Below are 14,612 nucleotides of genomic sequence, written 5' to 3' on the forward strand. Positions count from 1 at the left end.
TCTTATAAGTTAACAATCGTATTAGAGTGCGGTTGTTGCATTTCATTGGAAAAAGAAAAAAACAACTCCTGAGTGTGAGTATCTAACTCTGAATACTCATTATCACTAAGATGCTCGATACCTACTGCCTCTTCTAAAATTTCAAGCGTAATCATGCTAATTCCTCTTTAATATGATGATCAGAGGTTATTGTATAAACAAAGGGTTTAAAAGTATAGCGATTAATTGGGTTATCCTTCACTGCTATTTAAACAACCGAGGAAACATTAAGGTTTGGCTATCGGAGGACGCAATATCCCAGTGGTATGAGCAAGAAAGGATATATGATGGTAGCGGTTCGCCAAAACGTTATACAGATTTTGCCATTATCACATGCCATGAGATACGGCAGGTATATCGTCTACCGCTACGACAAACCCAAGGTTTTATTATTTCCTTTTTTCAGATAATGAGATTAAACTTGGAGTGTCCTGATTTCAGCACCTTAAGCAAAAGGCTTTGTGTTTTAAATATCAAAACCCCAGGGTACAAAAAAACAGATAAGACAGTCGATGGAGTTCATGCTATTGACTCTACTGGCTTAAAACGATTTGGTCGTGGTGAATGGCATACTGAGAAATATGAATTATCTCGCAAAGCAAGCTGGCGAAAATTTCATGCTGGTGTCAATCAGAGTCACTATATAGAAGCCTGTGTTCTGACTGATAGATTTGAAAAGATGATCAGCAGATTGATGCCTTATTGGACAATTTGATGATGTAATTGACCATTTCACAGGCGATGAAGCATTTGACAAGACATCAGTTTATGATTCTATTCTTCAACATTCTCCCCATGCTGATGTGGTTATCCCACCTTGTTCCAATGCTGTTGAAAAAACAAAATCGCGCCGGCACAGAAATATTCAGGAAATCAAAGAGTACGGTTGAATGATGTGGCAGAAAAAAAAGGAAATATGGCAAGAGAAATCTATCCGAGCTTGCAATGTTTGGTTATCAAAAAATACTGGGCAATACGATGCACGCCAGAGATTTTGTAAGACAAAAACAAGAAGCCATGATTGGTAGTGGTGTTCTTAATAAAACTTCTTTGGGTATGCCTTGAAGCTATAGATCTGCCTAAAGTTCAGCTACGGCAACCTGGATTAAGGTTAAGAAACAAAGCCTTTACAGTTCACGAAAACAGCGGCTTTAATAAACTACATTTGGTGTGCAATTTACTCTATCTAGTACCAACAAGATTCAGCTGTGATTTGACAATCCTTACAATAAACAATTTGAATTTAAATTTCACACATGTTTAAATATGCACCATCTATTTTTTATACTCTAACACCAAAGTTAATCAAAAAAGAAAGTTTAAGATCAAGCGAGTAAATTAGGTTATACACATATAATGAAAAATTTAATTATTTTTTAATGATTCCATGTACATACATCTCTACACTTAATTCAGATAAATTAGGATCCTCAAGAAATCCACTCTTTATTCCATTCTCAAATTACAAATTTTATAATAATAAGGAACATGGCTATTTTGATTTGATTGCAAACATATTGGATTCCGTGGTTATTTTTATGTAGATAAAAATGGAAAGATAAGAGCATCTGAGAAAAAATGAGCTTTACTTATTCTCTTATGTATTTTTATTTTTCAACATCAATTGATCTGCAACACCTTTTTTCAAGGGTTGAACTATTTCGAGATCAGTTTTCTAGCTTAAAGTCTACTTTTCACAGCAATCAGACTTAATGCTGTTAATTTCACGGCGGATTCAACTAGCTATGCAACTACCCTCTTCCTTATATAGAGGAAGAGCCAGACACCTATTTTTTACAGAGCTCATTTAAAGAGTTAGAGTCTTTATACCAGTTGAACCAATACAGATTAATTGCAAGTGCGTTGTCTACATAGTGGCTCAAGTGGTATTTACATACCCCAACTGATCAATTATAATTCATTAATTTGTCACTACATATAAAAAAATGAAGAAATTTGCTTTATTTTTACTGCTGATTTTAGCATTCCAATCAGCCTTAGCACATAAAACGATTCAAAGTTTTGATATTATAAATTCAAGTGATACTCCTATAACTATAGAATATAATGTTTGTTTCACAAAAGCCGAGTTAATAGGAATTTTTAGTGATCCTATCAAAAATGGACAAGAAACCTATAGATATGGTAATCCTAAAAAAAAATGTGAAACCAAAACATCCAAACTCAACCCCAAGAATACTGGGGATAATTACTTAGAAATACAACTTACAGAAAAACGCGAACCAATTAAAATCGGAGATATAGTTAAAAGTGAAAAAAATATTTACATAAGTAAAATACTAAGTGCTTTAGGAGAACAAGATTTAATTAGCTCATCTGAAGAAGCAAATGAAATATTCTCGAGTCAGACATACGATGGAAAAGCTTTAAGCCGTTGCATGTCAGAGGACCGCAATACAAATATGATCATTCTTGACAATATGGGAACGAATAAATTTTATTGCCATAGCTCTCTTCAAGCAAATTAATTTTACCGCATATTCGGCTCATACTGGAAATTATTACCCCTTTATTTTATTAAAATAGTTCATTTAAGAAGCATGTTTTAGTCCAATAATATATTTAAATGCTACCTTCTTAATTGATCCCAATTAGAAGCTCAATTAAGGGCTCAATGGAATAACCTAAAGCATCTAAGATTTTCTTGGCAAAAGCAATCCTGACACCTTTTATAATATACTCAACATCACTAAGAAATTGTTTAGATACCCTACTCTCTTCGCCAATTCCACTTGAGTAATTTCATCACTTACACGCAAAGCCCCCTACACACCAAAAGTAATTTCAATACAAAAGCATTAAAAGATAAAGATATAGAGCGAAATTAGCAAATTAATTTCTTATTGTTCTTTTAATTTTGCTTCACAACGTTTTGGAGCAGTGTTAGGTCTTCAGACAACCCCAACATATGAATTAGAATAATCATGAAAAATAATACACCTTCAGTGCCTGGTTTAAATATTAATCAGACTTTAAAAAAAGATTTACCTCATCGGTTTTTGCGCTTTCTGAATTAAAGCAATCCATTAATTCCATGAGATTCAACTATATTTAGCAATTTCAAAATAGCGCCATGAGCATGACGCTTGCCCTGCTCTAAACTACGAACCATCGCTGGACTAACATTTAAATATTTTGCAAATACCGATTGGCTTAAGCATTGTTTTTTTCGTAATGCTTGGATTTCTTCTCCTGTAAATTCATGTAATACAGGAATATCTTTATCTGAAAGCTCTCTTAGGGTTTTTTTGTCAATAATTTCAGCCTTGTAAAGCCCTTCTGCCAAACTATTAATCGTATCTTGAATGTTAGACATTTTCATTTACCTCAAAAAGTTCACCTGACTCTTTTAATCTCTCAATTTGCTCCTCTGTTAGAGAAAGCATAATATCAGCTAAATGTTTAAGTTTTTTTAATTCTGATGTGGTCACATTACCCTTATCATTTTTAGCAAATAAATGTAGCCAAAAAACTCCATTATCCTTTTTAAAAGCTAAAATACTTCTGGAGCCTCCACTTTTCCCTCGCCCTTCTTTGCTAGCAATTCTTAATTTAAAAAGCCCAGCTCCTAGAGCAAATTTTTTTTGCTCTTCACGACTTAATTTCAAAAAATTATTTATTGTATCAATTAATAACTCATCTTTTAGTGATGACTGTTTTGCTTCATTATTAAATTTTTTTATTTTAAATTGTTTCATAAAAAGAAATTCTTGGTGATACCCTGTATTATAATACAGGGTATTATATAATTCCAGTTTTTGTATTTGCGTTATAAAAAGGAATATTTATACGAAAAAATGAGTGCATGGAAATCAACTATAAGTGGCAGAAATTGGGATAAACACACCGAAGATGATTTATTAATTAAATATTCAAACTCAACAATTTAAGGGGAAACTATTGATAGGGTAAGTTCACCTGTTCAATTTTCATTAAAGAAGTATCGTAACCTAATTCATTTATCATTTTAATTATCCTCCCTTTTATATGAGGCTGACATTTTGGCCCTATCCAAATTTCCTTAAAATTATCTTTTTTTAATTGAGTAGAAATAAGAAACCTTTTTTCTTTAGTAGAAGTATAATTTAAAATAGACAGAGTCTCATTAATGCCCCAATGATTAAAAGGTAAAGTACACTCCTTTCTTCTTTCCCTTGGATAATGGAAGCCCATAGGATGAATATCTCTTCTACTATATTTTCCGTCGATTAAAAGCAATCTTATCTCATCTTCCTCCTTGAAACTGGGATGTTTAATAAGAATGCTTAGAGTAATAATAAATACTGCCAATTCAGCATGAAGAGCCTTTTCCATTGCTTCTTGTTTATTCTGATCCAATCTTTTGAAGCACTGGCAATTGATTATAGAATTTACTCTACCTATTAGTTTATAAAGAGATGTATTAAAACTAGCTTCCCCATAATTTACTTTTCCTAGATATGGATTTTCTTCAATTTGTTCCTGTTCGAAAGAAAACCTACTATCTACACCAATAGCTACACCGCAACCATCATCGGCATAGTATCGCCACAAAGATAAATTCGTATAAATGTCAGAAAAACAACTTATATAGAAATTGATATTTTGTTGATCACTAGTCAATGAAATGAGTTTATCTAAAAACTTTTCCTTATTATTAAATCTTAATTCATCCAATATATTTTTAGTTAAATGCAAGCCATATTCGAATTCGAGACTGTCATTCAAATATCTAAAATCAGAAAATAAAAAATTTCTATTTAACAAAATTAGATTGAGACTATTCAAATTTGTGTAATGATATAAAATTTTCATTGAGGTTGTTGTAGGCTCGTCCTTCCTTAATTCATGTTCACATTTAGTTTTAAATTTTTTTAAAGTCTCTTCCATCCATCGAACAGAAGTATCTGAATATTTTATTTCCATAGTTTGAACTGCCACTTGAGACTTTCTATATAAATTATAGAAATAAATAAGATGGAAATAAAACGGGGCAGCCTGTTGAAAAATATGATTAAAGTTGGATCAAAATTAGTGCTATTTCGTAAAGAATAAAAAATATCAATCTCTTGATATTTAAAGCCATAGCAGCAAAATAGGCTTGAATTTGTGTGTTTTCCAATCCTCTGTATTGAGCTCGTTTTAAATCATGATAATTTTTTAATTCATTCATAACTCCTTCTAATTTCCACATTCGTTCATATAGTTTTTCTTTAAAATATTGTTGTTCCATTTCGTTTTTCATTTGATTATAAAGCTCAGCATATTTATTCCAAGTGACATATCGAGCTGATCCTTTATTTTTGATCTTTGCCAAACAATTTGGAGAAAAAGAACATTGCTTACAGTCCTTCGTGGAAGAAATATAGATTGTTGTATCTCCTTGTGATTTACAGGGGTTTTAATAGGGCATTTTGAGGACATACGTACTGATTCTGTATTGAATCATACTGAAAACCTTCAACAATACTATTTTCAGAAGAACCACTTCGGGAACTACACAAAGGGATATAGGTTGTTAATGCTTGAGCTCTTAAAAAAGAGATAATTTCACATGAACCGTATGCTCTATCTGCAATTGTTTCATTTAAGGAGCTAAGAACATTTTGCTTTACATAATTAAGTTGTTCGGCTCAGTTGCAAAAACAAAACCTTGTACAAAAATCCATCTTCTGGATAGATCTCAGCTGTAGATCCCAAATTGTTCATTAATAAATGAGATCTCAGTCCGAGTTCCATACATCCAGATATTGAACTGTCCTTTTTTAAACATGCGCATGATTTCAAAGCCCTTGATGGTTGCATAGGCAGTTTTCATGGATTGAAATCCCCTGACTGGATTGATGAGTCGCTTAAGCTTCCCATGATCTGCCTCGAGACGGTTATTGCGGTATTTTATCTGCAGATGACTTATATTGGGAGCCAGATTTCCTTCCTGCTTAAGCTCTTTAATAGCCTGGCCATAGGCCGGATTTTTATCAGTGTTAATCACACTAATATCACAGGTGGGATTGCTCTTTATCATTTTTTTCAAGAATCGTTTCGCAGAAATGGCATTGCGTCGGTGAGACAGATAAAAATCAATGGTATTACCCCGTTCATCGATTGCACGATACAGGTATTTCCATTCACCTTTTATCTTGATATAGGTTTCATCAAGGTGCCAACGATTGGCATAACGTTTCTTATGCCAGCCAAGACATTTTTTTTAATTCAGGGGCATAATGCTGAACCCAACGATAAAGTGTGGTGTGATCTATAGAAAGACCACGTTCCGACATTATTTCTTCCAAATCTCTGTAACTGATCCCGTATTTACAATACCAACGCACACATTGCAGAATTACTTCACCATGAAAATGACGCCATTTAAATGCCACAGGTTTCGTGGATCGCATTTGAAGTCTCAGTTAATAGTTTTAGTTTGAAGTATAATCCATCGTTCGTTTTTGCAACGGAGCCATAAAGCCTACAATCATTGGCTGTCGAAGCAGCAAACAGAAAAAACCTACAATGGTTGCCATCATGAGAAGCGAAGTTAACTCATAAAATGGGGAAGCATGTATTAATGACCAATCCATCATAAGACCTTGTCCCCATAGAGAGTATTTTCTCCTGCACTGGCCTGTCTTATAGTACTTATCCTTAAGCGAAGCTGCTTTTCAATTTCAATCACAGCAAAAAAAACAGCTCCTGTTGCAACAATGAGTACCCCATCCCAAAAAGGGATACTTTCAGTAATAAATAGTGTCTGCAAAGGAGGGAAATAGGTGATTGCAAACTGTGCCACAGTAATCACGATAACTGCCATCCACACCACTTTGGTTCCTTGTACCCCTTTCCATGTAAGTGAGGTGGTATAAATGTTGCGAATATAAAACAAATGAAAAATTTCAAGTACAACCAGGGTGTTCAACGCGATTGTTCGGGCCAGATCAAGTGAATATCCACGATCCAGTGCATAAAAATAGATGCCAAAAACCCCGCAGATAAATAGAATGGAAACCAAAATAATATGCCATACCAAACCGCCAGTGAGCAAAGGTTCACTTCGTGGACGAGGCGGACGAACCATGGTTCGTTCTTCTGTAGGTTCAAAGGCTAGAGCAAGACCAAGCGTCACCGCAGTAATCAAATTAATCCATAAAATTTGAATGGGCGTTACGGGTAAACTTAAGCCTAAGAGCAGTGCCAGGATAATGGTCATTGCCTCACCCGCATTAGTAGGCAAAGTCCAGCTAATCACTTTTTTAAGATTATCATAAACGGTACGGCCTTCCCGAACAGCCGCCACAATAGAAGCAAAATTATCATCTGTCAGTATGAACTCAGCGGCTTCTTTAGCAACTTCACTGCCTGTTTTGCCCATGGCAATTCCAGCATCCGCCCGTTTTAATGCTGGAGCATCATTCACCCCATCACCGGTCATGGCCACAGTCATACCATGCGATTGCAATGCCATGACCAGTCTTAATTTATGTTCAGGACTGGTGCGAGCAAAAATATCGGTATCCAATACCGCATTTCGGAGTGTCGCATCATTCATGTTATCCAAGTCAATACCCGTTAATACCGTGTCCAAATTTTTAAGTCCTATTTGCCGACCAATGGCAAGTGCGGTACTGGCATGATCCCCTGTAATCATTTTGACGGCAATTCCTGCAGCATGGCATTGTGCCACCGCCGCAATGGATTCAAGCCTTGGAGGATCAATTAAGCCAACCATTCCAAGTAACGTCAAACTGCCCTCAACATCCGCAAATTCCAAAACGGTATGTTCTGGCTTTGTTTTTTTGATTGCAAACGCCAGTACACGCTGTCCACGGGCCGCAATTTGCTCCATTTGCTCTTTCCAATACATTTCATTTAAAGGCTGTATTTCACCCCAATTGGTTTGTTGATTTTGGCACATCTTCAAAACTTGTTCAGGAGCGCCTTTTACAAGGATCATTGCATGCTTTAAATGGTTATGATTTAAGGTAGCCATGAAGCAATGTCTGGCATCGAAAGGAATCACATCGGTACGTACCCAGGATGCGTTTTCTTCTTTTAGAATCAATCCTGTTTTACCGGAAAATGCGAGTAAAGCACCCTCCATGGGATCTCCTTCTACAGTCCAAATCCCTTCTTGTTCATGAAGTGCGGCATCATTACAAAGCATTGCAGCACGTGCGAGTTTTTTAAGCAAAGGATGCTCGTTGTTATCAATCACTTCTTCGTTTAACGTAATCGTTCCTTGAGGTTCATAACCGATGCCATCCAAAATAAATAAGTGATTACTGGTTAAGACTGAAGAGACGGTCATCTCATTTTGGGTCAGGGTACCGGTTTTATCGGTACAGATAACCGAAACTGAGCCTAAGGTTTCAATGACAGGTAGTCGGCGTACAATAGTGTGTCGTCGCGCCATGGCTTGCACGCCAATAGCCAGGGTAATTGAAAGAACTGCAGGAAGGCCTTCAGGGATAGCCGCAACCGACAAACCAACGACGACCATAAACAATTCACCAAACGGATGATGCTGGACAAAATAACCATAGCCAAGAAGAATTGCAGCAATTAATAAAATGAATAAAGTGAGCCATTTTGCAAACAGCCCCATCTGTAGGACTAATGGCGTAGTTAATGATTCTACGCGTGACAATAATCCACTAATACATCCAATTTGAGTCGTGGAGCCTGTTTCTACAACAATCCCTTTGCCTTGGCCGTTGGTCACTAAAGTCCCGCTAAAGGCCATGCACGACTGGTCTCCTAATGCAGCATTTCTTGAAACAGGATGGATGTGTTTTTCAACGGGGACGGATTCGCCAGTGAGTATGGCCTCCTGAATAGTAAGACCATGAGATTTTATTATGCGTACATCCGCAGGAACTTTATCTCCTGCATCCAACACAATAATATCCCCTGGAACAAGCTTCTCGCCGGCAATGCGCAGTCGTTCACCATCCCGTACTACCATAGCAGTAGGAGAGAGCATTTTTCGAATCGCATCCAGTGCTTTTTCTGCTTTTCCTTCTTGGATGAATCCTATCAGGGCATTGATGATAACGACAGCTAAAATAACCGCAGTATCTACCCAGTGTTGTAAGAACGAAGTCACCAGAGCAGCTGCTAATAACACATAGATGAGTATGTTATGAAACTGGAGTAAAAAGCGAAAAAAAGTGCTTGTTCTTTTAGGCTCTGGTAAGCGATTGAAGCCATAAACCTTTAATCTGCTTTGAGACTCCTCTTCGCTTAGACCAAGTTCTGTAGTATTTAATGTGGCAAAAATGGTTTCTTTGGATTGCTCATGCCAGCATGGTTCTGAGAGGATGTCTTTTTGTTGTTCTGCCATGATACTTTTTCCCTGATTAATACGCTTTTACCGGTGAAACAAAGCCAAGAGGCTTTAATGCCAGTAATGAACAATCAATTTTCTGCAAAATGTTCTCTGCGGTATTGCCAATAATAAATCCTGATATACCAGTGCGGGCGACGGTACCCATTACTAAAATGTCGATTTTTTTATGAGTTATGATTTCTGGGATAACCTCTTCCGGTTGCCCTTTGGGGTGCTCTATATGGTACTCCCCAGAAATTTGCGACCGCTTAATTAAATCTCGTAGCAACAATCCGTGAGCATGTTGTTCTTCAACGACCATTTTTTCGAGTTCATCTTCAGAGATTTTTATCCAGACGCTGTCTCTTAAATAATTTTCCAGTACAAACCCCCAGCAAGAAAGGATGCTTAATTTCCCCTGATAAAAGGTGTTCAATGAATGCGAAAGCGCTAATAAACGAAGCGACAAATCTTGTGCGGCAGGCTCTTCATCTTTGGGGTCGATAGCGACTGCAATGCGAATGTCTTGTAGGGTGTGTTTCAGCGGGCGATAAAGAAACAAGGCACAAGGACATTTGCGCAATAGTTCCATATCCAGGGCTTTAAATCCTTTCATGCTCTCTGGTGTTTCCGCTGCTTTAATGAGAAGGTCATGAGAATTTTTAAGAACATGGCGAATGATTCGGATATCGGGTGTCGTGCCACAATCTACTTCAACATCGATGGGGATTTTCTTTTTAGCAAAGCCAAGTCCTGATTTTGCAGATTGAATGGCTTTATTCATTTTATCAATTAGAGACTCTTCATAAGAAGCTTTATACTCACTCAGTGTGTCAGGAAAAGGAGGGCAGGTAATTAAGATACGCAGTTGTGCTTCATTTTTAGAAGCTAATTTTAGTGCCAGCTGTAAGGCTTCTGTTTCATCTTTCACTCCATGACTAACAAATAAAATATTATGAAATCGTTGCATTACTTATTCCTCCTTGAAGCGGTTTTTTGAGAAAGCAACGATTCAGCATTGTGTTTGAACCATTGCTTTTGAGCCTCTTACATGTACTGGCCGCCATTCACATCCAGATTGGCCCCAGTGATAAAACCTGATGCAGAAGATGCCAAAAAGGCAACGGCTTCTGCAACATCTTGTGGGAGGCCTACACGCCCAACCGGTATTGCTGAAATTATAGTATTTAATACGTCTTCTCGCATGGTGCTCAGCATGGGCGTTTCAATATAGCCAGGGGAGATGGTGTTCGCCGTAATGCCCTTGCTCGCTACTTCAAGTGCCAGGCTTTTGGTAAAGCCAAATAAAGCGGCTTTGGTTGCAGCGTAGTTGCATTGTCCAAACTGACCTTTACGTCCGTTAATGGAGGAAATGGAGATAATCCGTCCATATCCTTTTTCAAGCATTGCGGGTAAGGTATTGCGTGTCATGTTAAATACACTGGTTAAATTCGCATCCAATACAGATTGCCATTGCTCTGGCGACATCTTTTTTAAACTGGAATCTTGGGTCACCCCTGCATTGTTGACCAATACATCGATTTGACCATAGCGCTCCATAATCAGTGAAACCAGCTGTTCACAATCATTAAACTGTGAAATATCCGCATACAGTATATCAATCTCAAATCCTGCTTTCTGTTGTGCTCTTTGCCACTGAATAGCCTCTTCATGATTACCATTTTTGAAGTAACAGGCAATTACGGAATAGTCTGTTGCTAAGCGTTGACAAATTGCAGTGCCAATTCCGCCTGTACCCCCAGTAACAATAGCTGTCTTTTTTTCCATGATTATCCTCCTTAATTAAATAAGTTTGTCCCTATAAAAAAGTACTGTATGGCTAACGTTTGATTGATGCCCGTTTTAACATTAAAAATCCAGCTAATCCTGATATATAAGAACCAAGCACCACGCCAATTTTAACCATAGGCATTAAACTTGAATCATTATTTTGGTAGGCTAACGTGCCAATAAAAAGACTCATGGTAAAGCCAACGCCACAAATGAGAGCAATACCATAGACTTGAGTAAGGCTTACCTTATCTGCTTTAAGAATTTGCTTGAATTTTACAAAATAACCTAAAGAGATGAAAATGCCGAATTGTTTGCCAAGAAACAATCCTAATCCGACTCCCAGTACGATAGGATGAGTAAACATTGATACATCAAGTCCAATAAAAGTTACGCCTGCATTAGCAAATGCAAATAGGGGAAGAATTAAAAAGACAACCCAATGATGTAATCCATCTTCTAAACGAGATAGCATAGATTGTTTCCCCTCATCAGGAATCGTCATGGCAATTACAATCCCGGCAAGAGTGGCATGAACGCCTGATTTTAATACCGCAACCCACAAAGCGGCCCCAAAAAGCATGAATAATGAAATACGGCGACATTTAAAATAATTTAAGCCAATCAAAATCAAGGTAAACAATAAAGCGAGTGAAAGCGAGAGTAGTGATAAGTTTTCAGTATAAAATAATGCAATAATAATAATGGCTGCAATATCATCAAAAATGGCAATTGCAGTCAGTAAAATTTTGAGTGAAAAAGGAACTCGAGAGCCTAAAAGAGATACAATACCTAAGGTAAAGGCAATATCGGTGGCAGTGGGGATTGCCCACCCTTTAAGGTACACTGGATTATGAGCGTTAAAGAAAATAAATATTAATGCAGGAAATATCAATCCGCTTAATGCCGTAAGGGCAGGAACTAAAAGATTTGTTTTGTTACTTAAAATTCCGCGATTAATTTCCCGTTTTATTTCAAGTCCTATCAATAAGAAATATATGGCCATTAATCCATCATTAACCCACAAAAGGAGCGGTTTTTTTATAGAGAGACTTCCAACAGAGACATTGCCACTAATACTTAAAAAATGTTCATAACCCATACGATAAGGGGAGTTAGCAACAATTATTGCAAGTACTGCAGCAATGAATAATAGAGTACCGCCAAGAGTTTCTAGGTTGTAAAAGGAATCTGATTTTTTCATGAAGCTATTTTATAATTAATCACAGTAAGTGTACTTGATGTTGTCGCTCGATACAATTCCGAGTGAGAGTCCAATAAAATTGAAAAATCCTTACGTGCTACACAGATTGTATTAAGTGAGGTACTTACTTAATCGTTTTCAAATAAATCATAACCATATATCCTTTGGGTAAATAAAACTTGGATTGATAAAATGAAACTTATTTATTTTCTACTCTCTGTTTGTGTTTTCATTGCTCAACCACTTCGAGCTCAAAGCGAGCCACTTAGAGTTGCAGTAGACCCCGTTAACCCCCCATTTGTGATGCGAGGGGCTAACAATCAGCTTTATGGATATGATGTTTCAATGATGGAGTACATTTGCAAAACCATACAGCGCCCGTGTCAATTTATTCCCACTCGTTTTGATAAAATGCTTCATGAAGTGAGTATAAAAAAGGTTGATGTAGCTACTAGTTCGATTACTATCACAGCAGAACGATCAAAGATGGTGAACTTTTCTTTTCCTTATTTATTAAGTAAGACACGTTTTGTTGGTCCTAAAAAGCTGGCTAACCAATCATTTGGTAGAGAGCTTCTAAACTATCGAAAGATTGGTATTACAGAAGGTTCTATTTATCCCGACTTTCTCCTTAAAATGGAAGTAATAAAACCAATCATTATTTCTTATACGAATTCAAATAACTTGATCGAAGCATTAAATAGAGGCGAGATTAATTTTGGTTTAATGGATGAACCTACCTCGCTTTATTGGCAGTCACACTCTGCACAAAAATTTGCAGTACTAGGCCCGTCTTTTAGTTACGGTTTTGGTTTAGGCATAGCGGTTAACAAGGATAATTTAACTTTATTACAAAGCATTAATAATGCCTTACTAAAATACCAGGAAAGTGACGACTTCAAACGAAACTACAATGCCTATATGGCTCGGTTTTAATAAAATAAGTTACTCCTGCATAAACTAACCATTGATTCGTATTCTGTCTGACAATTCAAAATTAATGTCCTATTATTAAATCCAAGCGTGTCGCTACCTCGTTAAAAATTCTGGGACATCCAAGTCCCCAGAATTCACTCGCCAACGCGACAGGTTAAAGGCCGCGAGCGTCCTGTTTCCGGCACGTTTGCTCTGAACGAGCAAAGCGTATGCCTACACCAACGACTTAACGATTGCATAAAGATTTACTCCGCATCCCTACGGGCTGTCTGCGTAAATCGCACTCTATCGCGGACTATGCGCCTCGGCTTTCAGCCTTCCTTGGCGCACAGCGAAGGAGGGCAAATACTATTCATACACTTGGGTTTTGAATGCATATGATTTTTTCATGAGCAACAATCAAAAACGAGGGTGGATTATGAAAAAAATACTCTTGGCTTTTTTGGCAACATTACAACTATCATGGGCGTATAGTTCAGTCTATTATGGACCTGCCCTCTGTACTTACCCACAATATGATTGCTTGAAAGTGACACGCGGTCATAGTTGGGAAAGCCTTTTTCCAGATCCCCAACATCGTGATTTGGTGCAACGGTTGAATCGAAGTTACAATGCTCTTTGGCCTGGCAAAGAAATCGCTGTTCCTATTAATTTAACCAATTTAAACCTTTTTGATATTTCTCCTTTCCCTTTAAAGGTTGAGATAGAGGGAGAGAAACACATTATTGTTGATCAGGAGAAACTGGCATGGTCTGCGTACAACGAACAGGGGCATCTAGTAAAATGGGGGCCAATCTCCTCAGGTCGCGATAAGTGCGTTGATAGCCCCAAATCATGCAGAACACTCACGGGAATGTTTCGCATCTTTAGTAAAGAAAACGAGCAGTGTCGCTCTAATACCTACGATAACGCTAGGATGCCTTATTGCATGTATTTTCATAAAGGTTTTGCCCTTCATGGTTCTAATGATATTCCTGGGTACCGTGCAAGTCATGGTTGTGTGCGTCTATTTACAGAAGATGCTAAGTGGTTAAACCATGAGTTCGTTGAATTATCCAGCGAAAATAATGATTTTAAAGGGACAAAAGTCATAATAAAGTGAGTACATCACAAAGATGTGGCTCCGTTGCAAAAACGAAAATCTGTACAAAAATCCATCTTATGGATAGATCTCAGCTGTATATAGCCTAGTCACAATAAATTGATTATAAACAATGGAGACAAAAAAGCTCATCAATAGAACAATTAAGAGTTCTACGAAGGTTTTTAGCTTGAGCCCATTTATGTTCAATCGGATTAAGATCTGGAGAATAAGGG

At 37.2% G+C, this 14,612-nt stretch carries 13 protein-coding genes and 2 pseudogenes; 4 read left to right on the forward strand and 11 right to left on the reverse strand.

The features are described from left to right. Positions 1-2: 2 nt before the first annotated feature. Positions 3-155 carry a hypothetical protein gene (locus EKG34_RS18345; protein WP_165391557.1) on the reverse strand — a complete coding sequence of 51 codons (153 nt, stop codon included), beginning with the start codon at positions 153-155 and terminating at the stop codon, positions 3-5. A gap of 68 nt (positions 156-223) precedes the next feature. Here EKG34_RS18345 and EKG34_RS18740 point away from each other — a divergent pair. Both EKG34_RS18740 and EKG34_RS17250 read left to right on the forward strand, forming a co-directional pair. Then, positions 224-1,104: pseudogene (locus EKG34_RS18740) on the forward strand (IS5 family transposase); the annotation flags it as partial. A gap of 881 nt (positions 1,105-1,985) precedes the next feature. Further along, positions 1,986-2,528 (forward strand): hypothetical protein, encoded by a 543-nt coding sequence (locus EKG34_RS17250; RefSeq protein ID WP_080619749.1) that lies wholly within the window; start codon positions 1,986-1,988, stop codon positions 2,526-2,528. Positions 2,529-3,073: 545 nt separating this feature from the next. Here EKG34_RS17250 and EKG34_RS17260 read toward each other — a convergent pair. From EKG34_RS17260 to nhaA, 10 genes and pseudogenes are all read right to left on the reverse strand, one after another. Continuing rightward, positions 3,074-3,376 carry a helix-turn-helix domain-containing protein gene (locus EKG34_RS17260; protein WP_165391558.1) on the reverse strand — a complete coding sequence of 101 codons (303 nt, stop codon included), beginning with the start codon at positions 3,374-3,376 and terminating at the stop codon, positions 3,074-3,076. Further along, a complete protein-coding gene (locus tag EKG34_RS17265; protein ID WP_080619747.1) occupies positions 3,369-3,758 on the reverse strand; it encodes a type II toxin-antitoxin system RelE/ParE family toxin in 390 nt (129 codons plus the stop codon). Before EKG34_RS17265 ends, EKG34_RS17260 begins: the two co-directional genes overlap by 8 nt. 199 nt (positions 3,759-3,957) lie before the next feature. Continuing rightward, positions 3,958-4,980, reverse strand: coding sequence for a DUF2971 domain-containing protein (locus EKG34_RS17270; protein ID WP_080619746.1), 1,023 nt, complete (start codon positions 4,978-4,980; stop codon positions 3,958-3,960). Between the two features lie 73 nt (positions 4,981-5,053). Beyond that, a complete protein-coding gene (locus tag EKG34_RS17275) occupies positions 5,054-5,410 on the reverse strand; it encodes a transposase (protein WP_080619745.1) in 357 nt (118 codons plus the stop codon). Between the two features lie 312 nt (positions 5,411-5,722). Beyond that, a pseudogene (locus EKG34_RS17280) lies at positions 5,723-6,437 on the reverse strand (IS6 family transposase). A gap of 21 nt (positions 6,438-6,458) precedes the next feature. Next, on the reverse strand, positions 6,459-6,623 hold the full coding sequence (locus EKG34_RS18350; protein ID WP_165391555.1) for a hypothetical protein: 165 nt from the start codon (positions 6,621-6,623) through the stop codon (positions 6,459-6,461). Further along, a complete protein-coding gene (locus EKG34_RS17285; protein ID WP_080619744.1) occupies positions 6,620-9,379 on the reverse strand; it encodes a cation-transporting P-type ATPase in 2,760 nt (919 codons plus the stop codon). Before EKG34_RS17285 ends, EKG34_RS18350 begins: the two co-directional genes overlap by 4 nt. A 16-nt stretch (positions 9,380-9,395) precedes the next feature. After that, a complete protein-coding gene (locus EKG34_RS17290) occupies positions 9,396-10,334 on the reverse strand; it encodes a universal stress protein (protein ID WP_080619743.1) in 939 nt (312 codons plus the stop codon). A gap of 77 nt (positions 10,335-10,411) precedes the next feature. Beyond that, a complete protein-coding gene (gene phbB, locus EKG34_RS17295) occupies positions 10,412-11,152 on the reverse strand; it encodes an acetoacetyl-CoA reductase (RefSeq protein ID WP_080619742.1) in 741 nt (246 codons plus the stop codon). A 52-nt stretch (positions 11,153-11,204) separates the two neighbouring features. After that, positions 11,205-12,359, reverse strand: coding sequence for a Na+/H+ antiporter NhaA (nhaA, locus tag EKG34_RS17300; protein ID WP_080619741.1), 1,155 nt, complete (start codon positions 12,357-12,359; stop codon positions 11,205-11,207). A gap of 192 nt (positions 12,360-12,551) precedes the next feature. Here nhaA and EKG34_RS17305 point away from each other — a divergent pair, with 192 nt between their 5' ends. Together EKG34_RS17305 and EKG34_RS17310 are read left to right on the forward strand one after the other, a co-directional pair. Further along, complete coding sequence (locus EKG34_RS17305; RefSeq protein WP_080619740.1) at positions 12,552-13,295, forward strand: transporter substrate-binding domain-containing protein; 744 nt, start codon at positions 12,552-12,554, stop codon at positions 13,293-13,295. 418 nt (positions 13,296-13,713) lie between these two features. Beyond that, positions 13,714-14,397 (forward strand): L,D-transpeptidase, encoded by a 684-nt coding sequence (locus EKG34_RS17310; protein ID WP_080619969.1) that lies wholly within the window; start codon positions 13,714-13,716, stop codon positions 14,395-14,397. Positions 14,398-14,612 lie beyond the last annotated feature (215 nt).

The sequence above is a fragment of the Legionella longbeachae genome, from assembly GCF_004283175.1.
Lineage (GTDB): Bacteria > Pseudomonadota > Gammaproteobacteria > Legionellales > Legionellaceae > Legionella > Legionella longbeachae.